This is a genomic window from Mycobacterium sp. 134, assembly GCF_048282715.1.
GTDB classification, from domain to species: domain Bacteria; phylum Actinomycetota; class Actinomycetes; order Mycobacteriales; family Mycobacteriaceae; genus Mycobacterium; species Mycobacterium septicum.
Window position 1 is genome coordinate 1,078,493 of record NZ_JBLVUN010000008.1, and the last position, 22,457, is coordinate 1,100,949.

Consider the following 22,457-nt stretch of genomic DNA (forward strand, 5'->3'; position numbering starts at 1 on the left):
TTCGAAGGTTTTTTATGCCCCATGTGATCACCCAGTCGTGTTGTAGCGACGGGTCCTGTGTCTACGCGTGCCCGGTGAACTGCATCCATCCGTCACCGGATGAGCCGGGCTTCGCGACGGCCGAGATGCTCTACATCGATCCCGAGGCATGTGTGGACTGCGGCGCATGCGTCAGTGCGTGCCCGGTCGGTGCGATCGCGGCCGATACCAAGTTGACCGAGAAGCAGCTGCCGTTCATCGAGCTCAACGCCGCCTTCTACCCGAAGCGCGAAGGCAAGCTGCCGCCGACGTCCAAGCTGGCGCCGGTGATCGCGGCGCCGAAGGTGACGGCCCACTCTGGTGGGCCGTTGACAGTGGCGATCGTGGGCTCCGGCCCGGCTGCCATGTACGCGGCCGACGAACTGCTGACCCAGCGCGGTGTGCGGGTCAACGTCTTCGAGAAGCTGCCGACGCCCTACGGGCTGGTGCGGGCCGGCGTCGCACCGGACCATCAGAGCACCAAGCGGGTCACCCGGCTGTTCGACGTCATCGGCAAGCAGCCTGGATTCAAGTTCTTCCTCAACGTCGAGGTGGGCAAGCACCTGTCGCATGCCGATCTGTTGGAGCATCACCACGCCGTGTTGTACGCGGTGGGCGCGCCCAACGATCGCCGGCTCGAGATCGAGGGCATGGGGCTGCCCGGCACGGGCACGGCGACCGAGATGGTGGCCTGGATCAACGGGCACCCCGAGTTCACCGACCTGCCGGTGGACCTCGGTCATGAGCGGGTCGTCATCGTGGGCAACGGCAACGTCGCATTCGACGTGGCCCGGGTGCTCACCACCGATCCGGATGCGTTGGCCCGCACCGACATCTCCGATCATGCGCTGGCGGCCCTGCGCACCTCGAAGGTTTCCGAGGTGGTGATCGCGGCCCGCCGCGGCCCCGCGGAGTCGGCTTTCACCCTGCCCGAGCTGATCGGCCTGACCGCGAGCTGCGACGTCGTGCTCGACGAAGCCGATCACCAGCTCGTGGTGGCGGACCTGGCCCGCGAGACGGATCCGTTGACCCGCAACAAGCTGGAGATCCTGGCCAAGCTGGGCAATGCCTCCGCGCCGCTGACCCGGCCGCGGATCCGGTTGGCCTACCGGCTCACCCCGCAGCGTGTGCTGGGTGAGGGCAAGGTCAGCGGGATCGAATTCGGCGTGACCGGGACCGATGAGGTGCGCACGCTCGACGCCGGGCTCGTGCTGACCTCGATCGGGTACCGCGGCAAGGCAATTGCCGATCTTCCGTTCGACGACGCCGCCGCCGTCGTGCCCAATGACGGTGGACGGGTCCGGAACACGGCCGGCGCGTACGTGGCCGGCTGGATCAAGCGCGGGCCCACCGGCTTCATCGGCACCAACAAGTCGTGTGCGGCACAGACCGTGCACCAGCTGGTCGACGACTTCAACGCCGGCGTGCTGACCGATCCGGTGCGCAAGCCGGCCGCCCTGGAGAAGCTGGTGCGGACGCGCCAGCCCGCCATGGTGGACGCCGCCGGATGGCAGGCGATCGACGCCGCCGAGATCGCCCGCGGTGGCGAGGACCGGCCGCGCGACAAGTTCACCTCGGTCGACGAGATGATCGCTGTCGCAGCGTCTGCGCCGAAACCGACAGTGCGGCAGAGGGTTCTGGCCGGTCTGCGCTAACCAGGCGCGGTGAAGCCGAATCCGCCTGCGGTGGGTACCGCGATCAGATCGGCGCACGCCCTCGGCTGGAACCGGGTGATGAACTCGTCCTCCTGAGCGGCCCACCGGTCCCAGTGCGGCCGGTAGGTGTCGCCGTCGCGCTCCAGTGCCCGGCGCTTGCGCTCGGCGTCGTCGGCATCGACCCAGATGCCCAGATCTGCCAGGGCCCGGGTAGCCGGGGTGAGCGCACCGATGCCCTCGACGATGAGGCGTTGTCCCGGTTCTATCGCGTGCCAGCCGCTGGGTGCAGCCGTCGCCCAATCCCATTGCCGCCAGCGCCCGGTGCGGCCCGCGGCCCGCGGCGCGAGCAGCGATCGCCGCACATGATCTGCGGCCCAGAGCAGTCCGTCCCAGCCCGGGTAGATGTCGTCGAGCCGGACGACGGCACTGCCGGTCCACTCGTCGTGCAGGTCGATCGCCAGCGTCGACTTGCCGGACCCCGAACGGCCGTCGATCAGGACAGTCGTGGCGGCCGCGCCGAGGCGGCGCAGGATGTCATCGAGTACCAATGAAGTTCCATGTCCCGTACGCCATCGACACCGCGATCGCTGCTGCCGCGATGACGAATCCGGCCGCGATCAGGGCGAATTCGCGCGCACCGAAGGGTGATGGGCGTGCCCAGGTCCGCTGCGGGTAGGCACCGAACCCGCGCGCTTCCATCGCGGTGGCGAGCTTCGATCCGCGGCGCACGGCGAACACCAGCAGGGCGAACGCCTGCCCCGCGATCCGCCGCACCCGGGCGTGATCGGCCACGCCGCGAGCCCGCCGGGCATAGCCGAGGTATCGCCAGTCCTGCCCGAGCAGACCGACCATCCGCAGACCGGCCAGTGCACCGATCACGAACCGGGCGGGTAGTCGCAGCACCTGGCCCAAACCGTCTGCCAACTCGGTCGATTCGACGTCGATGAACAGGATGACCGAGGGCAGCGCGATCGCCAGCACACGAAGGAACGTGGCCACCGCGAGGGCGATCGACCCGTCGCTGACGGTGACGAGGAAGAAGTGCCAGTACACGGTTCCGCTGGTCTGCCCGTAGAGCAGGATGGTGACAGCGGTGAGTGTGGCCGCCACGACGACCACGGCGCCACGGGCCAGCGCCGCGCGGAGTCGCACACCGACCGCGGCGAACAGCACGATCTCGCCGGCCAGCGCCGTCAGCGCCGAGACCCAGTCCACCGAGAGCACCAGGGCGCCCGCGATGATCAGCGCGGTGAGCAGTCGTGCGACCGGGTTGATCACGACGTCATCTCCGCGGTGGGCTCCCAGTCCGGCAGTTCGATTCGGGCGTCGGCCAGCAGGGCGGCGAAGTCCAGATCGTGGGTGGCCGCGACGACGGCCGTTCCGGCGTCGGCGATCTCGGCCAGCAGCCGGGTCAGTTCCTCCCAGGTGCGGCGGTCCTGCCCGAACGTGGGCTCGTCGAGGATGATCACCCTGGGCGCGGTGGCCAGCATCGTGGCCACCGACAGGCGGCGCTTCTCTCCGCCGGAGAGCGTGTAGGGGTTCACCGTCGCGAGGTGGGTCAGGTGCAGGCGTTCGAGTAGTTCGTCGGTGCGCGCGGTGATCTCGGCGGCACCGAGCTTGATCGCCTTGGGGCCCAACGCGAGTTCGTCGCGCACCGTGCCGGCGAGGAACTGGTGCTCGGGATCCTGGAACACGCTGCCGATCCGGGTGAGCAGCTCTTTCGACCGCCACTTGACGGGTTGCCGGCGCGACGGCGAGGGCGCGAAGCCGGCGTGCGCCTCGAGCCGGCCGGCGGGCACGGGCAACAGCCCGCCGATGGTGAGCGCCAGTGTCGACTTGCCCGCGCCGTTCGGGCCGGTGATGACCGTGGTCTGGCCGGCATCGATCTCGAAGTTCAAACCGATGTGCATCGGGGGATCGCCGGGATGCGCCAGGGCCAGACCTGATGCGCACAGCAATGTTTCGGCCGCATGAGATCGGTGGCGGGTGATCTCGGGCAGCGGGGTGTCGGGTACCCAGACACCCGATCGGACCAGGTAGTCGTGGTTACGCCGGATGGTCTGGTCCGGGGTTCCGTCGGCGATCACATCACCGTCGGCGCCGAGCACGATGACTCGGTCGATGACCGGTAGCCATGTCTCCGTGCGGTGCTCGATGACGATGAGCGTCGCGCCGGTCCGGGTGGCCGATTCGGCGACGGCGTCGCGTACCTCGACGACACCCGCGGGGTCGAGGTTGGCCGTGGGTTCGTCGAGCAGGATGAGCCCGGGGTCCATCGCGATCACCCCGGCCAGCGCGAGGCGTTGCTTCTGTCCGCCGGACAGCTCCGAAGTGGACTGGGACAAACCGAGATTCAGCCCGACGGCGTCGAGTGCGGTTCGGACCCGGGGCCAGATCCGGTCGCGCTCGACACCGAAGTTCTCCATGCCGAAGGCGACGTCGTCACCGACCCGGGACAGGATCACCTGGGAGTCGGGATCCTGGAGCACCATGCCGATCCGGTGGCGCTGCTCACCCGGTGGGGCTCCGTCGACCAGCAGGTTGCCGGTCTGCCGGCCTTCCTCGGCGCCGCCGAGCAGACCGGCGATACCGTGCAGCAGAGTCGATTTCCCGGCGCCGGACGGACCGAGCAGCAGCACCCGCTCACCGGCTTCGATCCGCAGGTCGAGGTCCCGCACGGCCCACGTGGCGCGTCCGGCATGGCACCAACCCCAGCTGCGCGCCGTCACCGTGGCGCCGGTGCCGTGCGGTGAGCTCATCGAACGTCGGGGCCGATCCGGCCCGAGGCGAACCGGCTCAGGGCTCCGGTCTTCGCCAGACCCCGGACCGCGAACCAGGACAGCAGGCCGGCGACGAGCGCACCGGAGACGATCGCCGAGACGGTGTAGATCGCGGCGAAGGTGTTCGCCGACCCGGGGTACCACAGGATGAGGTCGTTGATGGCCAGGGCCAACCCCGCGACGGCGCCCGCGATCATGGCGACGGGCAATCCCCAACGGCGGTACAGGAACACCGCGAAGACCAGCTCCGCGCCGAGCCCCTGTACCAGGCCCGACTCGAGGGTGAGCACGCCCCACTGGTTGCCGACCAGTGCCGACACCGTGGCGGCGACGAGCTCGCCGTACAAGGCAGCGCCCGGCTTGCGGATCACCAGGGCGGTGAGCACGCCGGCGAACAACCAGCCCCCGGCGAGCAGGGCCTGCAGGCCCGGAAGCAGCGCCGTCAGCGGCGCGCCGATCGGGTTGGACGCGATGTTCCACACGACGAACACCAGCCCCGACGCCGTCGCGAGGACGCTGGCGACGACGATGTCCACAACTCGCCAGCTCAGCGCGCGGGCAGCCGGCGTGGTGCCGGCGGGCTGGGTGTTCATCGATCTCCTTTGCTCCGGCATGCCCCATCGCGGGGCATGTGCGGCACTCAAGTATGAACTGTGCCGAGCCGGGCAGACGTCGGCTACCAGAGGTCGCCGCTGCGCCAATCGCAGATCAGGGGCACTGACTTGGCGAGATCGCGGGCCGCTGCGTCCGTCGGCAGCAGGAAGATCCGGTCGGTGGCGTCATAGGTGTCGATCAGCCCATCAGGGGTGTCGGCCTGGGTGGGGCCGTCCCAGCGTTGCCAGCCTCGGCCGGCATAGAACGCGGCGGCGCTCTCCACGGCGTTGAGCGCACCGAGGTCGTGTCGCGCGCGGATGATGGCCTCGGTGTGGTCCATCACCAGACGGCCCAGGCCGCGGCCCTGCTGGTCGCCGCGCACGGCGACACCTTCGACATAACCGGTGTCGAAGACGTCGTCGGCGTGGCGCAGCGTGCGGGGCACCACCGCCGAGTGGGCGAGCAGTTCGCGATCCTCGGTGATCAGCACGTGCACGCCGTCGACACCATGGAGCCAGTCGTGCGTGCGGAAGCCGTCACCGAAGGCCGAGCGGACCAACATCTCACCCGAACCCAGCATCTCGCGGCTCAGTTCCCCGGGCTCGGCGATCAGGACGTCGATCACCTGCTCAGGATGCCACCTGGATACCGCGGCCCCCCGGATAGCGGTCGGTGAGGCTACTGCCCCGACTGCATGGCCTGTGCGATCTCCTCGGGGCTGACCTCGCGAACCGGCTGACCGAGTGACCACAGGTGGCCGAACGGATCGCGCACGACGCCGTAGCGGTCACCCCAGAACTGGTCTTCCAGCGGCATGACGACCTCTGCGCCGGCGTCGACCGCCTTGGCGAACATTGCCTCGACGTCGGTCACGGTGAGGTGGATGGTCACCGGGCTGCCGCCCAGCGCCTTGGGCGTCGACGGCTTGCCGTCGTTGTACTCGGGAAAGTCGTCGTTGAGCATGACCGTGGACCCGTTGATGTTGAGCGCGGCGTGGATGAGCTTGCCTTCGGGCCCGGGCACCCGGCCCAATTCGGTGGCGCCGAACGCCTTGACGTAGAAGTCGATTGCCGCGGCAGCGTCGTCGACAACCAGATGCGGCAGGACTGCGGGGGTTACTTCGATCGCCATGTTCTTCTCCTGATCGGTGAGCGGACTCAATGCAGACCCACGCGGCGGGCGGATCTCATCGCCGGACAAGTCCCATGCAACCACCGGGGTCTGACACGTGCACGGACCGCGAAACTACGCCTTGTGACGAAAATGGCGCTGATCTCGTCAGAAACCGTAGTTTCGGCGCAGAACGAGAGAAGTCAGGTGACGGAGAACGTCCGCGGCAGCTCGACCCGTCCGGTCAGCGCCATCAGCACGGTCTCGCCCTCGCCCAGCTTCACCGCGATCTGCGTTGCGAGCACGCCGGCCCCTTCCAGCACGTCGGCCGGCAGGTCCGCCGAAAGGCCTGTGGCCCTGGCGATGTCGAGGCTGTGAACGGCGAGCTCGAAAACGCGGGTCGGCAGGTACTGGCTCAACCGGATACCGAATCCGCCGATGACGGTGATCAACGGATCGCCCGCCTCGTCGATGTCGTCGAGGGCCCGGCTCGCCAGCGCGTCCACCGCCGCGGCCGGATCGGAGCCCAGGTCGCGCCCGGCTTGCCTGCCGCGCTCGATGATGGCCTCGGCACCGGCGTCGGACATGAATCCCCGCATGGCCGCGTAGTACTCCACCGGACCGGCCAGGTCGGCCGTCGACGCGGGGGTCTGCAGATATGTGCTGACAGTGATGAGCGAGCGCGAGGTGTGGCCCACCAGGGCGCGCAGATCCCACTCGCCCAGGCCCGGCCCGTCGAACGAATCCGCCGGCAGCACCTGCACCAGTCGGGCGAAAGTATGTGCTGCCGAGGCGAATACGTCGCGGGCGGCGGTCATGACGTGGCGATCTTGTCCCATCCGGCGACCGACTCCACGCTGCGCGGTTCGGGGCCGACGTAGATGGCGGCCGGCCGCACGAGCTTGCCGAGCCGTTTCTGTTCAAGGATGTGCGCGCACCATCCGGCGGTGCGCCCGCAGGTGAACATCGCGGGCATCATCGAGGCGGGCACCTGGGCGAAGTCCAGGATCACCGCGGCCCAGAACTCCACGTTGGTCTCGATGGCCCGGTCCGGGCGGCGCTCACGAAGCTCGGCCAGGGCGGCCTGCTCCAGCGCGGCGGCCACCTCGTAGCGGGGCGCCTCAAGGCGTTTGGCGGTGGCCCGCAGCACCCGTGCCCGCGGATCCTCCGCGCGGTACACGCGGTGCCCGAAGCCCATGAGCTTGTCGCCGCGATCCAGGATGCCCTTGACCACCGCGCGTGCGTCACCGGTCTTCTCGACTTCTTCGATCATCGGGAGCACCCGGGCCGGGGCGCCGCCGTGCAGGGGTCCGCTCATCGCGCCCACCGCACCCGACAGGGAGGCCGCGACGTCGGCGCCGGTGGAGGCGATCACCCGGGCGGTGAACGTCGACGCGTTCATCCCGTGCTCGGCGGCGGTGACCCAGTAGGCGTCGATCGCCTCGACGTGCTTCGGGTCGGGGTCGCCCTGCCAGCGCGTCATGAAACGCGCTGTGACGGTGTCGCATCCGTCGATCGTGCGTTGGGGGACCGCGGGCTGGTAGATACCGCGGGCGGATTGCGCGACGTAGGACAGCGCCATCACCGAGGCGCGGGCCAACTGGTCACGCGCGGTGGCGTCGTCGATGTCCAACAGCGGTGCGTAGCCCCAGATCGGTGCCAGCATGGCCAGCCCGGCCTGGACGTCCACCCGCACGTCGCCGCTGTGAATGGGCAGCGGGAACGGCTCGGCAGGGGGCAGGCCCGTGCCGAAGCTGCCGTCGACCAGCAGCCCCCAGACATCTCCGAAGGTGACCCGGCGACGCACGAGTTCCTCGATGTCGACGCCGCGGTAGCGCAGTGCGCCGCCGTCCTTGTCCGGTTCAGCGATTTCGGTCGTGAAGGCGACGACGCCTTCGAGGCCGGGAACGAAGTCCTCCGGTACAGCTGGCATGGCCAGATTCTTGCACCAAGCGCAGGCGTAGCGTTACCGCGGTGGCAAGTCCCCCCGAACACACCCCCGGACACGACGACCATGACCTGGCTGCCATGCGCGTGGATTACGTCGAGAAGGACGGCTGCGGCGACCTGGATGTCGATTGGCTGGGGGAGGACCCCGCAACCGGTTGGCTGAGGCTGCTGCGGACGTGGTTGGCCGATGCGTACCGCGCCGGGGTCGCCGAGCCCAACGCCATGGTGGTGGGCACCACCGACGACGAGGGAAGACCCGTCACCCGAACGGTGTTGTGCAAGAGCATGGACGAGACGGGCATCACGTTCTTCACCAACTATGACTCCGCCAAGGGCGTACAGCTGGCCACGAATCCCTACGCTTCGGCGACGTTCCCCTGGTACCGGCTGGGGCGTCAGGTGCACGTGCGCGGTCCGGTGACCAAAGTGAGCCGTGAGGACACCGAGGAGTACTGGTCCAAGCGCCCCCGTGGTTCACAGCTGGGCGCCTGGGCGTCACAGCAGTCGGGCCCGATCGCGTCCCGTCAGGCGCTGCTGGCCCAGCTCACCGACGTGACCGAGCGGTTCGCCGATCTCGAATCCGTTCCGGTGCCGCCGAACTGGGGCGGCTACCTGATCGCCCCGGAGAGCGTGGAGTTCTGGCAGGGCCGGGAGAACCGGGTACACAACCGAATTCGCGTGATCGGTAATCAAGCGGAACGTCTACAACCATGAATCCCCCCGTCGCTTCGCTCGCCCCAGGGACGATGTCGCCCTCGCTTCGCTCGCCCCGGCGTAGTGCGTAGGTTCTTCGCCGACACCACCCCGCTGCGCACACCGGATTTCCGGCGGCTGTGGTTGGCCGGAATCCCGACCGTCATCGGCGCCAACCTGACCATCTTCGCGGTGCCGGTGCAGCTGTACGTCCTCACCGAGAACTCGGCGTATGTGGGCTTGTCCGGTCTGTTCGCGCTGGTACCGCTGGTGGTTTTCGGGCTGTGGGGCGGTGCCTGGGCCGACGCGATGGACCGCAGGCTGCTGCTGATCATCGCCTCGATCGGGTTGGCCGGGGCCTCGGTGCTGTTGTGGTTGCAGGCGGCGCTGGCGCTGAACAACGTGTGGGTGGTGCTGTGTCTGCTGGGTGTGCAGCAGGCGTTCTATGCGATCAACAGCCCGACCCGGTCGGCGGCCATTCCGCGGATGCTGCCGGGGGAACAGTTGCCCGCGGCGAACTCGCTGAACATGACGGTCATGCAGTTCGGTGCGATCGTCGGCCCGCTGATGGCCGGGTTCCTGCTCAACTGGGTGGACCTGTCGACGCTGTATCTGATTGATGCCGTGACCTGTCTGGCGCCGATCTGGGCGACCTTCCGGCTGGCGCCGATGCCCCCGGCCAGCACCGAGGAAGGTGCGTCCCGCTGGGGCCTCACGGCGGTGCTCGACGGCTTCCGGTATCTGGCCGGCAACCGGGTGGTGCTGATGTCGTTCGTCGTCGACCTGGTGGCGATGATCTTCGGGATGCCGCGCGCGTTGTTCCCCCAGATGGCACACGAGAGCTTCGGCGGCCCGGTCTCGGGCGGCACGGCGATGGCGTTGCTGGCGGCGGCTATGTCGGCCGGCGCGGTGGCCGGCGGCGTCTTCTCGGGCTGGCTGCCGAGGATCCGCAGGCAGGGGCTGGCCGTGGTGCTGGCGATCGTGGTGTGGGGCGTGGCGATGGTCGGGTTCGGCATCGCCGGCGGAATGGCACATGGCCAGGCCGGGGTGGTGTTGTGGATTGCGCTGGCGTTCTTGGCGGTTGGCGGCGCCGCCGACATGGTGTCGGCCGCGTTCCGGTCGACGATCCTGCAGCAGGCGGCCTCCGATGAGCTGCGCGGCCGGCTGCAGGGCGTGTTCACCGTCGTGGTGGCCGGTGGCCCTCGGCTGGCCGACACCCTGCACGGCGCGGCGGCGGCAGCGGTTGGCACGACGGTCGCCGCGGCCGGTGGCGGTGCACTGGTGGTCGTCGGCGTGGTGATCGCGGCGCTCGCGGTGCCGGCGTTCGTGCGCTACCGCGTGAGCACGAGCAGCACCGTGCCGCAGGAACAGTCCGAGCCTGACAAAGTATGACCACCGGCGAATGGCACCCAGCGTCACATAGTTGCCGAAAAGGACCGAAAAGCAGTCCTTTGGGCACTAGCATCCGATCTCGTGGTTGACGTTGTGCGGCAGGCCGAGACGGGTTTGCGTGAGCGGAAGAAGCAACGCACCCGGGCGATGTTGATCGAGGCCGCGATCGATCTGTGTGATCGGCAGGGATTCGAGCAGACCACGGTCGAGCAGATCGCCGCGGTGGCGGATGTGTCTCCGCGCACCTTCAGCCGCTACTTCGCCACCAAGGACGCGGTCGTCCTGGCATTTGTCGACGAGGTGATCGAGATGGTCGCGATCGAACTCGAGGCGCAACCGGCCGAGATCGGCGATATCGAGGCGCTGTACCGGGCCCACGTACAGGCGTTCCTCAAGACCAAGACCGCCCCGCCCACCCAACTCACGTCGGATCGGCTGTTGGCGTCGGCACGCATCATTACCTCGTCGCCGGCCCTGATCCAGTCGGCTTCGGAGTTCCGGGCGGACGCGGTGAACGTGGTGTTGGCGCGACGGATGGGGGTGCCCGGCGACGATCGTCGGCTCAAACTGACGGCCGTCGTGTGGACCGCGATCATCATGACCGGCATCGCTGAACTGGGATCTCGGACGAATTGGGACACCGTCACCGTGGACGACATCGTCGAGCGGATCGAATCGACCTATGCCGATTTCCTGGAGGTCGTCGCGGGCGCGGAGCAGCGCCCCGACCGGGCCTGAGTGGTTTGCAGTGACCCGTTAGTAACCCCCCGCGGGCAGCGCCGATCGATTGCGACTACCTTTTGTAGAGCAGTTGTCGGTTCCCAGGACGATGAAGGGATTCCCGTGGCCGAAAACCCGTCGAGTGGGCAGGACCTTGCCACTCTCAAGTACCCCGGTGGCGAGATTGATCTCGATATCGTCCATGCCACCGAGGGCAGTGACGGCATCGCGCTTGGTCCGTTGCTGGCCAAGACCGGCTACACCACGTTTGATGGTGGGTTCGTCAACACCGCTTCGACCAAGTCGGCCATCACCTACATCGACGGTGATGCCGGCATCCTGCGCTACCGGGGTATCCCGATCGAGCAGCTGGCCGAGAACTCCACGTTCATCGAGGTCAGTTACCTGCTGATCTATGGTGAGTTGCCGACGGCCGAGCAGTTGGAGTCGTTCACCACCCAGATCCAGCGGCACACGCTGCTGCACGAGGATCTCAAGCGTTTCTTCGACGGCTTCCCGCGCAACGCGCATCCGATGCCGGTGCTGTCCAGTGCGGTCAACGCGCTGAGCGCCTACTACCAGGATTCGCTGGATCCGCTGGATAACAAGCAGGTCGAGCTGTCGACCATCCGCCTTTTGGCCAAGCTGCCGACGATCGCGGCGTATGCCTACAAGAAGTCCGAGGGGCAGCCGTTCCTGTACCCGGACAACTCGCTGACGCTGGTGGAGAACTTCCTGCGGATGACGTTCGGCTTCCCGGCCGAGCCCTACGAGGTGGATCCCGAGATCGTCCGCGCGCTGGACATGCTGCTGATCCTGCACGCCGATCACGAGCAGAACTGCTCGACCTCGACGGTGCGCCTGGTGGGTTCGTCGCAGGCCAACCTGTTCACCTCGATCTCCGGTGGCATCAACGCGCTGTGGGGCCCGCTGCACGGCGGCGCCAACCAGGCCGTGCTGGAGATGCTGGAGAAGATCCGCACCGGCGATGACGATGTGCAGACCTTCGTCAAGAAGGTCAAGAACCGCGAAGACGGTGTGAAGCTGATGGGCTTCGGTCACCGGGTCTACAAGAACTACGATCCGCGGGCGCGCATCGTCAAGGAGCAGGCGGACAAGATCCTGGGCAAGCTGGGTGGCGACGATGAGTTGCTCGACATCGCCAAGCAGCTCGAAGAGATCGCGTTGACCGACGATTTCTTCGTCGAGCGCAAGCTGTACCCGAACGTCGATTACTACACCGGCGTGATCTACCGGGCGATGGGCTTCCCGACCCGCATGTTCACCGTGCTGTTCGCGCTGGGCCGGCTGCCCGGCTGGATCGCGCACTGGCGTGAGATGCACTCGGAGCCCAACAAGATCGGCCGTCCGCGCCAGATCTACACCGGCTACACCGAGCGCAATTACCTGGACATCAACAAGCGCTGAGTTTTTTCGGCGAGCAGACGCGTAGGTCCCCCAGAACACGGATTCTGGGGGACCTACGCGTCTGTTCGCGCAGTATTGGTCAGCGCACCGCGATCGCGGCGCCACCGGTGAGCGCCAGTAGCTGCGCGTAGGTCAGCGGCATGACCGAATCGGCGGTGCCCGCGGCCGTCCAGATCACCGGATAGGACGCCAGCGTCTGGTCGACGACGGTGCGTAGCGGTGCCGGATGGCCGGTGGGTGCGACGCCGCCGATGACCTGTCCGGTCGCGCTGCGGACGAGCTTCGGGTCGGCCTTGCGGATAGCTGTGGCCCCGAGATGGCCGGCGACGACGCCGGTGTCCACCCGGGCGGCACCGCTGGCCATCACGAGCAGCGGTTCGCCGTCGCATTCGAACACCAGGCTGTTGGCGATGGCCCCGACCTCGCAGCCCAGTTGTTCGGCGGCCGCGGTCGCGGTCTTGGCGTCGGCGTCGAGGATTTTGATGGCCGGTTCGATGCCGGCGGCGGCCACGGCCGCGGCGACGAGGGAGTTCCGTTCGTTCACAGTGACGATTCTGTCGGATCGGCGCCCAATTCCTGTCTGGTGAGGGCGATCTCGATCGCCTCGGGTGGGCGGAAGGTGCTGTAGTGGGGCCGTTGCGGCGGGTTTCGACTTGCCTGATCGATAGTTGTAGTTTCACAATAGTTGTGTGAATACAACTATCGGCTCGCTCAGCGCGCGGCGCAAGGCGATCATCCTCGTCTCGTGTTGTCTGAGCCTGCTGATCGTTTCGATGGACGCCACCATCGTCAACGTCGCGATCCCGAGCATCCGTGACGATCTGGGCGCCTCACCGTCACAGTTGCAGTGGATCGTCGACGTCTACACGCTGGTGCTGGCGTCGCTGCTGTTGCTGGCGGGCGCCACCGGCGACCGCTTCGGCCGCAGGCGCACGTTCCAGTTGGGCCTGACGATCTTCGCGGTGGCCTCGCTGCTGTGCAGCCTCGCGCCCAACATCGAGACCCTCATCGCGGCCCGCTTCCTGCAGGCCATCGGCGGTTCGATGCTCAATCCGGTGGCCATGTCGATCATCACCCAGGTGTTCACCGGCCGGGTGGAGCGCGCCCGCGCGATCGGCGTCTGGGGCGGGGTGGTCGGCATCTCGATGGCGCTGGGCCCGATCGTGGGCGGGGCGCTGATCGAATACGTGGACTGGCGCGCGGTGTTCTGGATCAATCTGCCGATCTGCGTCCTGGCCCTCGTGCTCACCGCGATCTTCGTGCCCGAATCGAAGTCGGCGACCATGCGCGATCTCGACCCCGTCGGCCAGGCGCTGGGCGTGACATTCCTGTTCGGCGTCGTCTTCGTGCTCATCGAGGGCCCGGGATTCGGCTGGGCCGACCCGCGCACCCTGGCCGTCGCCGTCGTCGCGCTCGCGGCCCTGGTGGCGTTCCTGCGCTACGAATCGCGCCGCCGGGACCCCTTTATCGACCTGCGCTTCTTCCGCAGCGTGCCGTTCGCCTCGGCCACCCTGATCGCGGTCTGTGCGTTCGCCGCGTACGGGGCCTTCCTGTTCATGATGTCGCTGTACCTGCAGACCGAGCGCGGCTACTCGGCGATGCACACCGGCCTGATCTACCTGCCGGTCGCCGTCGGCGCGCTGATCTTCTCGCCGCTGTCGGGCCGGCTGGTCGGCCGGTACGGCAGCCGGCCCTCGCTGCTGGTGTCGGGAGCGACGATCACCGTCGCCACAGTCCTGCTGACCCGGCTGACCGGCGACACCCCGGTGTGGCAGCTGCTGGTCATGTTCGCGGTGTTCGGCATCGGCTTCTCGATGGTCAACGCGCCGATCACCACCACGGCGGTAAGCGGGATGCCACTGGACCGCGCCGGTGCGGCCTCGGCGGTGGCCTCCACCAGTCGTCAGGTCGGCGTGAGTGTCGGTGTGGCCCTGTGCGGTTCGGTGGCGGGTGCGGCGCTGGCCGGGACCGGCATCGATTTCGCCGCGGCCGCCCGCCCATTGTGGTTCGTCTGTGCCGCACTGGGTTTGGTGATCTTCACCCTGGGCGTCGTCTCCACCACGCCGTGGGCTCTGCGCTCCGCGCAGAAGTTGGCGCCCCTGATCGGTGAGCATCATGTCCCGGAGGTGACCCATGCCCGGTGACCGGCAGACCGAATTGGCCGACGGGGTGTGGCATGCGCTGACCGCGTTGGTGTTCGACCATCGCGACGGCTGGCGGCGGGCGGTGATCGACGAGACCGGGCTGCCGTTCAGTCGTATCCGCATCCTGAAGCGGCTTGCGCGCGAACCGCTGACGGTCAAGCAGCTGGCCTACGCGGCGACGGTCGATGCCCCGGCGGCCACGGTCGCGGTCAACGACCTTGAGGAACGGGGGCTGGTGGTGCGTGCGATCGACCCGGCCAACCGGCGGTGCAAACGGGTCTCGCTCACCGACGCCGGGCGCGCGCTGCTGGCGCGCATCGACCGGATCGAGGACCCGGCGCCGGAAGCGCTCGCAGCGCTCGACGCCGGGGACCTCGAAGCCTTGCGGGCGATCCTGCGCAAGATCACCGCGCCCTAGCCATGCCGAACGGGGTCAGCTCTCGCCCCACCCGCCCTGCACCATGGTCTGGAATTTCCAGTCGCCGTCGCACTTGACCAGCAGATCGCCGTAGCGGACCCGCTGACTGAACCCGTCGGCGGTGAATGCCGCGTCGGTGATGACGAACACCAGATTCTCGTTGATGAAGTGCGGTGTGCGGGTCGACTCCATCGTGAAATCGATGCTCTGGCTTAACTGTTCGGCCATCTGCGCAATGAACCCGGCCCGGTCGACGGACTCGGCGCTGCCGTCGGTCACCTCGTTGAGCGGAAACATCGCCTGATCCGCCATGCCTTCGACGTCCTTGCTCATCGCCAGCGCGTCGTAGTGGGCGAACCACGCCAGTACCGAGTCGACATCGGCGGTGGTGGGAGTGAATTCGCAGGCCTGCGGCATGGTCATCACGGTGCTCCTCGGCGGTAGGATTACTCTGTACGGCATACACTGTACACAGTACAGAGAGGATGGTGGCGTGGGAGAACGCGCAGGTGGGGATCGCAGCAGTGCCGGTGATCCGGTACGCACGCTCGAACTGCTCTGGCGTGAGCCGGGTCAGGGCGCTCGCACCCGCGGGCCGAAACAACGCACGACGGTGGACGCGGTGGTCGACGCTGCCATCCGGATCGCCGATGCCGACGGCCTCGACGCGCTCACGATGCGGGCGGTCGCCGTGCAACTGGGTGTGACGCCGATGGCCACCTACACCTATGTGCCGGGCAAGGCCGAACTGCTGGACCTGATGGTCGACACCATCTACCGGCAGATGCCGCGACGCGACTTCGCCGGGAAGCCGTGGCGGGAGAAGGTTTCCGTCATCGCCGAGGACAACCTCGCGATGTTCGAGACGCATCCCTGGATCACCTACCTGCCAACGACCCGCCCGCCGCTGGGCCCGGGCATGATGGCCAAGTACGAGCACGAGCTCAGCGCGTTCGACTCGCTCGGACTCAGTGACCTCGACATGGATTCGGCGCTGACGTATGTGCTGGGCTTCGTGAACTCGGTCGCCCGGATCGCCATCGATTCGCGCCGGGCCGCGGCCGACAGCGGTCAGAGTGACGGGCAGTGGTGGGAACGCGTCGGCCCACTCCTGGAGCGCGTCCTCGACGGTGACCGGTATCCGTTGGCCTCGCGGGTGGGGACGGCGGCCGGCCAGGCGTTCGACGCGGCCTACAGTGCCGCGCACGCCTACGAGTTCGGGCTGGCGCGTGTGCTGGACGGACTGGCCGACCTCATCGACACCGACTGAGCCCGTCGCCTCAGCTTTCGAGCACCGCCATCGCGGCGTTGTGGCCGCCGATGCCGGAGACGGCGCCGCCGCGCACCGCACCCGAGCCGCACAACAGGATCCGGTCATGGGCGGTGGACACACCCCAGCGCTGGGCCGGCGTCTCCGATGCGGTGTTGTCCTCGGCGAAGGGCCATCGCAGCGCGCCGTGGAAGATGTTGCCCGCGGTCATCCCCAGGGCCTGCTCCAGGTCGGCTGTGGTCTTGGACTCGATGCAGAGCCGGCCGGCGCCGTCCTCCATGAGGACGTCCTGGATCGGTTCGGCCAGAACCGAATTGAGCGAGTTCAACACTGCCGATGTCAGCCGGTCGCGCGTCCGGTCGGGATCGCCCACGGCCAGTGAGTGCGGGGTGTGCAGACCGAATACGGTCAGCGTCTGAGCCCCCGCGGCACGCAGGTCCTCGGACAGGATGCTGGGATCGGTCAAGGAGTGGCAGTAGATTTCGCACGGGAGCGGATCGGGGACGCGCCCGGCGGCCGCGGCGTCGTAGGCCCCGGCCAGCTGGCCGAACGTCTCGTTGATGTGGAATGTGCCGCCGAATGCCTGCTCGGGCGTGACGTGTTCGTCGCGGAGCCGAGGGAGCCGGCGCAGCATCAGGTTGACCTTCACCTGTGCGCCGGGGGCGGTCTCGGGAGCTGGTTCGCCGAGCAGGTCGGCAAGCACTGCGGGGGTGACATTGGCCAGCACACGCTCGGCGGCGACGCGCCGCGCCGACCCGCCCCGCCGATAGCGCACCTCGCCGTCCGGATCGATCGCGTAAACATCTGCACCGGTGATGATTTCGGCGCCGAACCCGGCCGCGGCGGCGGCCAGGGCCCCGCTCACCGCACCCATCCCGCCGACCGGCACATCCCAGTCGCCGGTGCCACCGCCGATCAGGTGGTAGAGGAAGCAGACATTCTGGATCAGCGACGGATCGTCGATGTCGGCGAACGTGCCGATCAGGGCGTCGGTGGCCATCACGCCGCGCACCAGATCGTGCGACACCGCGGCGGTGATCGCCTGGCCGATGGGCTGTTCGATCAGCGCTTCCCAGGCCGCGGCGGTTTCGGCGTCTGCTCCGCTGAGCACGTCGCGTCGCATCTCGGCCCGGCTGCGCAGCGGCTGCAGCAGCGTCGGCCAGATCCGGGAGGTGACCAGCCCGCACCGGCGGTAGAAGTCGCTGAACCCGGCTGCGTCGGCGCCGGCGCCGATCGCGTCGAACGTCGGCTGCGGGCCGACCAGTAGTCCGGTCGCGCCGCGGGTGGCCGGATCCGGCGTGTAGGACGAGATTCGGCGCCGCGACAGCCGGATTCGGGCTCCCAGATCTGTGACGATGCGTTGGGGCAGCAGGCTGACCAGGTACGAGTACCGCGACAAGCGCGCATCCACACCGTCGAAGGCGTGTGCCGAAACCGCTGCGCCGCCTACGTGGTCGAGGCGTTCGAGCACCTGGACCCGACGTCCCGCCCGGGCCAGGTAGGCAGCGGCCACCAAGCCGTTGTGCCCGCCGCCGACGATGACGGCGTCCAACGCCTTTTCTGTCACGTCACGCCCTGTTCAGCCTCGATAACCTTCGACCTCGTCGGCTCCGCGTTTCTGGGCCAGGCCGGGGTCCTGTCCCGTGTCACGCAGCGCGCGGCGCTGCCGCAACAGGTCCCAACACTGGTCGAGGGCGACTTCCAGCGATCTCAGTCGTTGCTGCTCTTCGGATTCGTCGATTTCCCGGCGCTGCACTTTGGTCCGGAGCTCCTGCTCCTCGGCAACGAGCCGGTGAACTTCGGCGAGGATGTCCTGATCTTTGGCCACACAACCAGTCTGCCGGACTACCGTTGATCCGGTGAGTACAAAACCTGACATCGAGTTTCCGGACGGACCCGCCCCTACTGAATTGGTCGTCACCGACCTGGTGGTCGGCGACGGCCCCGAGGCAGTGCCCGGCGGCACCGTCGAGGTGCACTACGTGGGCGTCGAATACGACTCCGGTGAGGAGTTCGACAGCTCCTGGAATCGCGGAGAATCCATTGAATTTCCATTGCGGGGCCTAATTCAGGGCTGGCAGGACGGAATTCCGGGGATGCGGGTCGGCGGTCGGCGCCAGCTCGTCATTCCACCGGCGCAGGCTTACGGTCCGGCGGGCTCGGGGCATCGGCTTTCGGGCAAGACACTGATCTTCGTGATCGATCTGCTCGCCGCCCGCTGACGTTTCCATGGGTTTGGAAAGTATTGGCCGAACCTAACCGTCAATTTCCATTTGCTGCTACCGTCAACCTGTTTCGCTGCTGTAGATAACTGTTCGTCGACTTCAGGGAGTGCCCAAAATGTCGGGTTCGGACGAATCTCGGACAATCACAGGCTGGCAAACAGCCTCCAAGTTATATCGGCGACCACCTGGTTTGGGTTGGTTGCTGGCGCTGGCAGCTGTTCCATTGTTGCTGGGGCTGATCGGGTGGGGCGGACTCGACCGCTCGAACAGGAACGCTGATGTCACTCTTCCCGATGTGAATCCCACGGCCACATTGACCGCTCCGGACGTGAATGCCCCGAACGTCAATGCGCCCAATGTCAATTTGCCGAACCTTTCGTTCGCGCCGTTGTCGATCACCCGTAACGGCAACGACTTCACCCTCACCGGTGATCTGCCCGACGCGGCCGCCAAGACCTCGCTGCTGGACTGGCTGCGCGGAAAGTTCGGTGCGGACGTCAATCTGATCGACAACCTGAATCTGCGCCCGGGCGTGAGCACCCCCGATGTGTCGGCCCTGGGCAAGGTGTTCGACGCCTCGGCCGATATTCCGGATTTCAACTTCAGCATCGACGGTGACACGCTGACGCTGACCGGTACGGCGCCGTCGGCGCAGGTGCGCGACGCGGTCGAGGCGGCCGCCAAGGCAGCCTGGCCGAACATCAAGCTCGTCAACAACATTCAGATCGCGGCCGCACCGGCTGCCCCCGCGCCTCCGGCTACCGGTGGCACGCCCGGACCGTGCGCGGTGTTGCAGGGTGATGTCAGTGCTCTGTTGAAGACGCCGATCAACTTCAGCACCGACGGGTTCGCTGTGGCCCCGTCCTCGCAGCAGTTGTTGTCGCAGGTGGCCGACAAGCTCAAGTCGTGTGAAGGCGCAAAGGTGGCCGTCACCGGTTACACCGACAGCTCGGGCAACGACGCGATCAACGTCCCGCTGAGCGGCAACCGCGCCAAAGCTGTTGCCGACTATCTGGTTTCGCAGGGTCTGGCGGCCGATCACGTGACGTCGTCCGGCGCGGGTTCGGCGAATCCGATCGCCAGTAATGACACCCCCGAAGGCAAGGCGCAGAACCGCCGCGTCGAGATCACGGTCAATTAGGGAGATTCGACATGGACTTCGTAATCCAATGGTTGTGGTATCTGCTCGCGTTCGTGGTGGGGTCGCTGGTGGCCTGGCTGATTTCGGTGGTGACCGTCAAGCCCACCAGTGAGGAAGAGGCGTTCGCCGAACTGCCCGGCTCGCGTGAGATTGGAGCACGACGATGAGCGATGTGAACTGGTGGTTGATGGCCCTGGCCTTTGTGCTCGGGCTGGTACTGACGCTGGCGCTGACCCTGCGGAGGGTGAAGCGGGAGGTCCCGGTGTACGGCGCGCTGGGGCGTCGGCCCGACGCCGCAGCCGGAGCCGTTGGTAAGGCCACGGCCGGCGGCGGAACAGCCGGTGCTGCAACGGCTGTCGCCGATGACGCCACGACCAGGCTGCCCAAGGTGAGTGCGGGTGACGAGCCCACCACGCAGCTGCCCAAAGTCAGCGGCGGTGCAGCGGCGGCCGGTGCGGCTGCCGCCGGCGCAGCAGGGGCGGCCAAGTTCGCCTCCGGCGGAGGCGCCCATGAGGCGGCCGATGACGACGTCAAGGTTGTCGAGGAGACGCCGTACGGTGCCGGTTCGGTCCGGGTCTCGGGTGCGGGCACCCCGACGGGTTATCTGATCAAGGGCAACGAGGATTCGATGCTCTATCACTCGCCGGAGAGCCCGTCCTACGCGGTGACCATCGCCGAGATCTGGTTCGCCGACGTCGAATCCGCCGAGAGTGCCGGGTTCAACCGCTGGGACAGTGGTAAGTCCCAGCGCGACAAGAAGTAACTCCACACACGCGAGCAGACGCGGCGGTACCCGAAAACGCCATCGGCGGGGTACCTAAGCGTCTGCTCGTCGTATTGAGGGGGACCGCTACTAGTGCGGACCCGGAAGGCGTAACAGAAGCCGCGCCCCGCCCAGCGGGCTGGATTCCAGAGTCGCTGTGCCGCCGTGTAAGTCGGCCTGCTGGGCCACGAGTGCGAGTCCCAGTCCGGAGCCCGACCGCGACGCGGTCGACCCACGCGAGAACCGGTCGAACACCATTTCGCGTTCTTCTTCGGGCACGCCCACGCCGTCGTCGTCGACCGCGATCTCCACGCCCTCACGTGAGCTCACCGCCGACAACTGCACCCGGGTGGCACCGCCGTGCTTCACCGCGTTGGCGATCGCGTTGTCCACCGCCAGCCGCAGTCCGGTCGGCAGCCCGATGATGATCACGGTCGGCGAGGGCGCCAGTGAGACCTCGAGGTCGGGGTAGACCCGCATGGCGTCGTGGGCGGCGCGGTCGAGCAGTTCGGTGATGTCGACGGTGACGTGGTCGTCGGTGGTGGTCAGTTCCCCCTGGGCGAGACGTTCCAGGGCGCCGAGAGTGGCCTCGATCCGCGACTGGGTGCGGATGACGTCGCCGACCACCTCCTTGCGTTGGTCGTCGGCCAGGTCGAGGGTCGACAGGACTTCCAGGTTGGTTCGCATCGCGGTGAGCGGGGTGCGCAGCTCGTGGGCGGACACCGAGGCGAAGTCGCGGGCCGAGGTCAACGCGGCCTTGGTGCGGTCCTGTTCCTTCCAGATGCGCTGCAGCATGCCGTTGACGGCATCGGCGATCTCGACGGCCTCGCTGGCGCCGCGTACCTCGACGTCGGGGGCCTCGTCGCCCGCCTCGATCTCGCGAGTCTGCTCGGCCAGCCGTTTGAGCGGGCGGACCGCGAACGCGGCCAGCACCCAGCCCAGCACGGTGGCCGCGCCGACGGCGAACACACAGATGATGAGCACCCGGCGGTGCAGGTTGTTGGTGTCGGCGATGGTGGCGTCGTACGTCGCGCCGACTGCCACCCACATGGGTCCGGGGGCGGGGATCTGCACGGTGCGGACCCGCCAGCGCACACCGTCGATGTAGGTGTCGGCGTACCCGTCGGGCAGCTCGGGCAGGATGACGTTCGAGTTCGACGAGACGTTTCCGGCCTGGCGCACGGTGATCACGGCGTCCTGATCGCTCGGAGAGCGGGGGATCTCGCCGAGGCCGCGCGGCAGGAACGGGATGGCGAAGCCGGCGGCCTCGTCGAGGCGCCGGTCCAGCCGTTCCTTGCGGTCGTTGGTGATGCCGACCCAGACGATGGTTCCGACGATGACGACGACGATCGCCGCGCCGATGGCGGTGGCGAACGCGACCCGGGTCCGCAGCGACGGTGTGCGGCGGAAGATCCGGGTCAGCGGCCTCATTTCCTATTGCGTCCTGAGGACGAATCCGACCCCGCGGACGGTGTGCAGCAGCCGCGGCGCGCCACCGGCCTCGAGTTTGCGGCGCAGGTACCCGATGAACACGTCCACCACGTTGGTGTCGGCGGCGAAGTCGTAGCCCCAGACCAGTTCCAGCAACTGTGCGCGGGACAGCACGGCGGTCTTGTGCTCGGCCAGCACGGCCAGCAGGTCGAACTCGCGTTTGGTCAGGTCCACGTCCACACCGTTGACGCGGGCGCGGCGGCCCGGGATGTCGACCTCCAGCGGGCCGACCTGGATGGTCTCGGACGAGAAGGTGGCCGACGCGCCGCGGCGGCGCAGCAGGGCCTTGACCCGGGCCACCAGCTCCTGCAGCACGAACGGTTTGACCAGGTAGTCGTCGGCGCCGGCCTCCAGGCCGGCCACGCGGTCGTCGACGCTGCTGCGGGCCGAGAGCACGCAGACCGGCACGTCGTTGTCCATCGCGCGCAGCGCGGTCACCACGCTGACGCCGTCGAGTACGGGCATGTTGATGTCGAGCACGATCGCGTCCGGGCGGGTCTCGGTGGCGCTGCGCAGCGCCTCGGCCCCGTCCACGGCCGTCGAGACGGTGAACCCGGACAGCCGCAGCCCGCGTTCCAGCGAGGCGAGCACGTCAGGGTCGTCGTCAACGACGAGGACCCGGGGCGAGGCCATGCCACCGGTAGCGCTATCCATAACCGCCATCT

At 67.8% G+C, this 22,457-nt stretch carries 26 protein-coding genes; 12 read left to right on the forward strand and 14 right to left on the reverse strand.

Annotation, left to right across the window (positions count from 1 at the left end; genetic code table 11):
* The first annotated feature begins 14 nt into the window (after positions 1 to 14).
* Complete coding sequence (locus ACNQVK_RS09910; protein WP_418029375.1) at positions 15 to 1,673, forward strand: 4Fe-4S binding protein; 1,659 nt, start codon at positions 15 to 17, stop codon at positions 1,671 to 1,673.
* Here the strand turns inward: ACNQVK_RS09910 and ACNQVK_RS09915 are convergent.
* From ACNQVK_RS09915 to ACNQVK_RS09950, 8 genes are all read right to left on the reverse strand, one after another.
* Positions 1,670 to 2,221, reverse strand: coding sequence for a hypothetical protein (locus ACNQVK_RS09915; protein ID WP_418029376.1), 552 nt, complete (start codon positions 2,219 to 2,221; stop codon positions 1,670 to 1,672). The two genes, ACNQVK_RS09910 and ACNQVK_RS09915, sit on opposite strands and share 4 nt — an antisense overlap.
* The gene (locus ACNQVK_RS09920) at positions 2,208 to 2,951 is read right to left on the reverse strand and encodes an energy-coupling factor transporter transmembrane component T family protein (RefSeq protein WP_418029377.1); all 744 of its coding nucleotides are present in this window, start codon (positions 2,949 to 2,951) and stop codon (positions 2,208 to 2,210) included. The genes ACNQVK_RS09915 and ACNQVK_RS09920 overlap by 14 nt, the downstream gene beginning before the upstream one ends.
* Entirely contained in the window at positions 2,948 to 4,432 is a 1,485-nt protein-coding gene (locus tag ACNQVK_RS09925) for an ABC transporter ATP-binding protein (protein ID WP_418029378.1), read from the reverse strand. The genes ACNQVK_RS09920 and ACNQVK_RS09925 overlap by 4 nt, the downstream gene beginning before the upstream one ends.
* Positions 4,429 to 5,046 carry an ECF transporter S component gene (locus ACNQVK_RS09930; RefSeq protein ID WP_418029379.1) on the reverse strand — a complete coding sequence of 206 codons (618 nt, stop codon included), beginning with the start codon at positions 5,044 to 5,046 and terminating at the stop codon, positions 4,429 to 4,431. The genes ACNQVK_RS09925 and ACNQVK_RS09930 overlap by 4 nt, the downstream gene beginning before the upstream one ends.
* An 83-nt stretch (positions 5,047 to 5,129) precedes the next feature.
* A complete protein-coding gene (locus tag ACNQVK_RS09935; RefSeq protein WP_418029380.1) occupies positions 5,130 to 5,672 on the reverse strand; it encodes a GNAT family N-acetyltransferase in 543 nt (180 codons plus the stop codon).
* A 53-nt stretch (positions 5,673 to 5,725) separates the two neighbouring features.
* Positions 5,726 to 6,178 carry a VOC family protein gene (locus ACNQVK_RS09940; protein ID WP_418029381.1) on the reverse strand — a complete coding sequence of 151 codons (453 nt, stop codon included), beginning with the start codon at positions 6,176 to 6,178 and terminating at the stop codon, positions 5,726 to 5,728.
* Between the two features lie 182 nt (positions 6,179 to 6,360).
* Positions 6,361 to 6,996, reverse strand: a complete 636-nt coding sequence (locus tag ACNQVK_RS09945) for a maleylpyruvate isomerase N-terminal domain-containing protein (RefSeq protein ID WP_418029382.1) — start codon at positions 6,994 to 6,996, stop codon at positions 6,361 to 6,363.
* A complete protein-coding gene (locus ACNQVK_RS09950; protein ID WP_044520300.1) occupies positions 6,972 to 8,090 on the reverse strand; it encodes a citrate synthase 2 in 1,119 nt (372 codons plus the stop codon). The genes ACNQVK_RS09945 and ACNQVK_RS09950 overlap by 25 nt, the downstream gene beginning before the upstream one ends.
* Before the next feature lie 95 nt (positions 8,091 to 8,185).
* On the opposite strand from ACNQVK_RS09950, the gene pdxH reads away from it, so the two are divergent.
* From pdxH to ACNQVK_RS09970, 4 genes are all read left to right on the forward strand, one after another.
* The gene (gene pdxH, locus ACNQVK_RS09955) at positions 8,186 to 8,821 is read left to right on the forward strand and encodes a pyridoxamine 5'-phosphate oxidase (protein WP_418034080.1); all 636 of its coding nucleotides are present in this window, start codon (positions 8,186 to 8,188) and stop codon (positions 8,819 to 8,821) included.
* 63 nt (positions 8,822 to 8,884) lie between these two features.
* The gene (locus ACNQVK_RS09960; RefSeq protein WP_273734513.1) at positions 8,885 to 10,192 is read left to right on the forward strand and encodes an MFS transporter; all 1,308 of its coding nucleotides are present in this window, start codon (positions 8,885 to 8,887) and stop codon (positions 10,190 to 10,192) included.
* 81 nt (positions 10,193 to 10,273) lie between these two features.
* Entirely contained in the window at positions 10,274 to 10,930 is a 657-nt protein-coding gene (locus tag ACNQVK_RS09965) for a TetR family transcriptional regulator (protein WP_418029383.1), read from the forward strand.
* Positions 10,931 to 11,035: 105 nt separating this feature from the next.
* Positions 11,036 to 12,340 (forward strand): citrate synthase, encoded by a 1,305-nt coding sequence (locus tag ACNQVK_RS09970; protein WP_276128053.1) that lies wholly within the window; start codon positions 11,036 to 11,038, stop codon positions 12,338 to 12,340.
* Between the two features lie 79 nt (positions 12,341 to 12,419).
* Here ACNQVK_RS09970 and ACNQVK_RS09975 read toward each other — a convergent pair whose 3' ends face one another.
* Positions 12,420 to 12,884: a YbaK/EbsC family protein gene (locus ACNQVK_RS09975; protein ID WP_418029384.1), complete on the reverse strand. Its 465-nt coding sequence runs from the start codon at positions 12,882 to 12,884 to the stop codon at positions 12,420 to 12,422.
* Between the two features lie 145 nt (positions 12,885 to 13,029).
* On the opposite strand from ACNQVK_RS09975, the gene ACNQVK_RS09980 reads away from it, so the two are divergent.
* Complete coding sequence (locus ACNQVK_RS09980; RefSeq protein WP_211155837.1) at positions 13,030 to 14,484, forward strand: MFS transporter; 1,455 nt, start codon at positions 13,030 to 13,032, stop codon at positions 14,482 to 14,484.
* Entirely contained in the window at positions 14,474 to 14,902 is a 429-nt protein-coding gene (locus tag ACNQVK_RS09985) for a MarR family winged helix-turn-helix transcriptional regulator (protein WP_418029385.1), read from the forward strand. Before ACNQVK_RS09980 ends, ACNQVK_RS09985 begins: the two co-directional genes overlap by 11 nt.
* A 15-nt stretch (positions 14,903 to 14,917) precedes the next feature.
* On the opposite strand, the gene ACNQVK_RS09990 is transcribed toward ACNQVK_RS09985, so the two are convergent.
* Positions 14,918 to 15,325 carry a nuclear transport factor 2 family protein gene (locus tag ACNQVK_RS09990; protein ID WP_418029386.1) on the reverse strand — a complete coding sequence of 136 codons (408 nt, stop codon included), beginning with the start codon at positions 15,323 to 15,325 and terminating at the stop codon, positions 14,918 to 14,920.
* A 70-nt stretch (positions 15,326 to 15,395) separates the two neighbouring features.
* On the opposite strand from ACNQVK_RS09990, the gene ACNQVK_RS09995 reads away from it, so the two are divergent.
* On the forward strand, positions 15,396 to 16,172 hold the full coding sequence (locus ACNQVK_RS09995; protein ID WP_418029387.1) for a TetR/AcrR family transcriptional regulator: 777 nt from the start codon (positions 15,396 to 15,398) through the stop codon (positions 16,170 to 16,172).
* A gap of 10 nt (positions 16,173 to 16,182) precedes the next feature.
* Here ACNQVK_RS09995 and ACNQVK_RS10000 read toward each other — a convergent pair whose 3' ends face one another.
* Complete coding sequence (locus ACNQVK_RS10000; protein WP_418029388.1) at positions 16,183 to 17,739, reverse strand: phytoene desaturase family protein; 1,557 nt, start codon at positions 17,737 to 17,739, stop codon at positions 16,183 to 16,185.
* Positions 17,740 to 17,751: 12 nt separating this feature from the next.
* The gene (locus ACNQVK_RS10005) at positions 17,752 to 18,000 is read right to left on the reverse strand and encodes a DUF2630 family protein (RefSeq protein WP_211155832.1); all 249 of its coding nucleotides are present in this window, start codon (positions 17,998 to 18,000) and stop codon (positions 17,752 to 17,754) included.
* Between the two features lie 31 nt (positions 18,001 to 18,031).
* Here ACNQVK_RS10005 and ACNQVK_RS10010 point away from each other — a divergent pair, with 31 nt between their 5' ends.
* The 4 genes from ACNQVK_RS10010 (at position 18,032) to ACNQVK_RS10025 (ending at position 20,301) form a co-directional block, all read left to right on the forward strand.
* On the forward strand, positions 18,032 to 18,394 hold the full coding sequence (locus ACNQVK_RS10010) for an FKBP-type peptidyl-prolyl cis-trans isomerase (RefSeq protein WP_044520282.1): 363 nt from the start codon (positions 18,032 to 18,034) through the stop codon (positions 18,392 to 18,394).
* Between the two features lie 118 nt (positions 18,395 to 18,512).
* On the forward strand, positions 18,513 to 19,538 hold the full coding sequence (locus ACNQVK_RS10015) for an OmpA family protein (protein WP_418029389.1): 1,026 nt from the start codon (positions 18,513 to 18,515) through the stop codon (positions 19,536 to 19,538).
* An 11-nt stretch (positions 19,539 to 19,549) separates the two neighbouring features.
* Complete coding sequence (locus ACNQVK_RS10020; RefSeq protein ID WP_029110268.1) at positions 19,550 to 19,705, forward strand: hypothetical protein; 156 nt, start codon at positions 19,550 to 19,552, stop codon at positions 19,703 to 19,705.
* Positions 19,702 to 20,301, forward strand: a complete 600-nt coding sequence (locus tag ACNQVK_RS10025; RefSeq protein ID WP_418029390.1) for a hypothetical protein — start codon at positions 19,702 to 19,704, stop codon at positions 20,299 to 20,301. Before ACNQVK_RS10020 ends, ACNQVK_RS10025 begins: the two co-directional genes overlap by 4 nt.
* Before the next feature lie 90 nt (positions 20,302 to 20,391).
* Here the strand turns inward: ACNQVK_RS10025 and ACNQVK_RS10030 are convergent, their stop codons facing one another.
* The gene (locus ACNQVK_RS10030) at positions 20,392 to 21,732 is read right to left on the reverse strand and encodes a sensor histidine kinase (protein ID WP_044520276.1); all 1,341 of its coding nucleotides are present in this window, start codon (positions 21,730 to 21,732) and stop codon (positions 20,392 to 20,394) included.
* A 3-nt stretch (positions 21,733 to 21,735) separates the two neighbouring features.
* Positions 21,736 to 22,446 (reverse strand): two-component system response regulator PrrA, encoded by a 711-nt coding sequence (gene prrA, locus ACNQVK_RS10035; RefSeq protein WP_003884623.1) that lies wholly within the window; start codon positions 22,444 to 22,446, stop codon positions 21,736 to 21,738.
* Positions 22,447 to 22,457 lie beyond the last annotated feature (11 nt).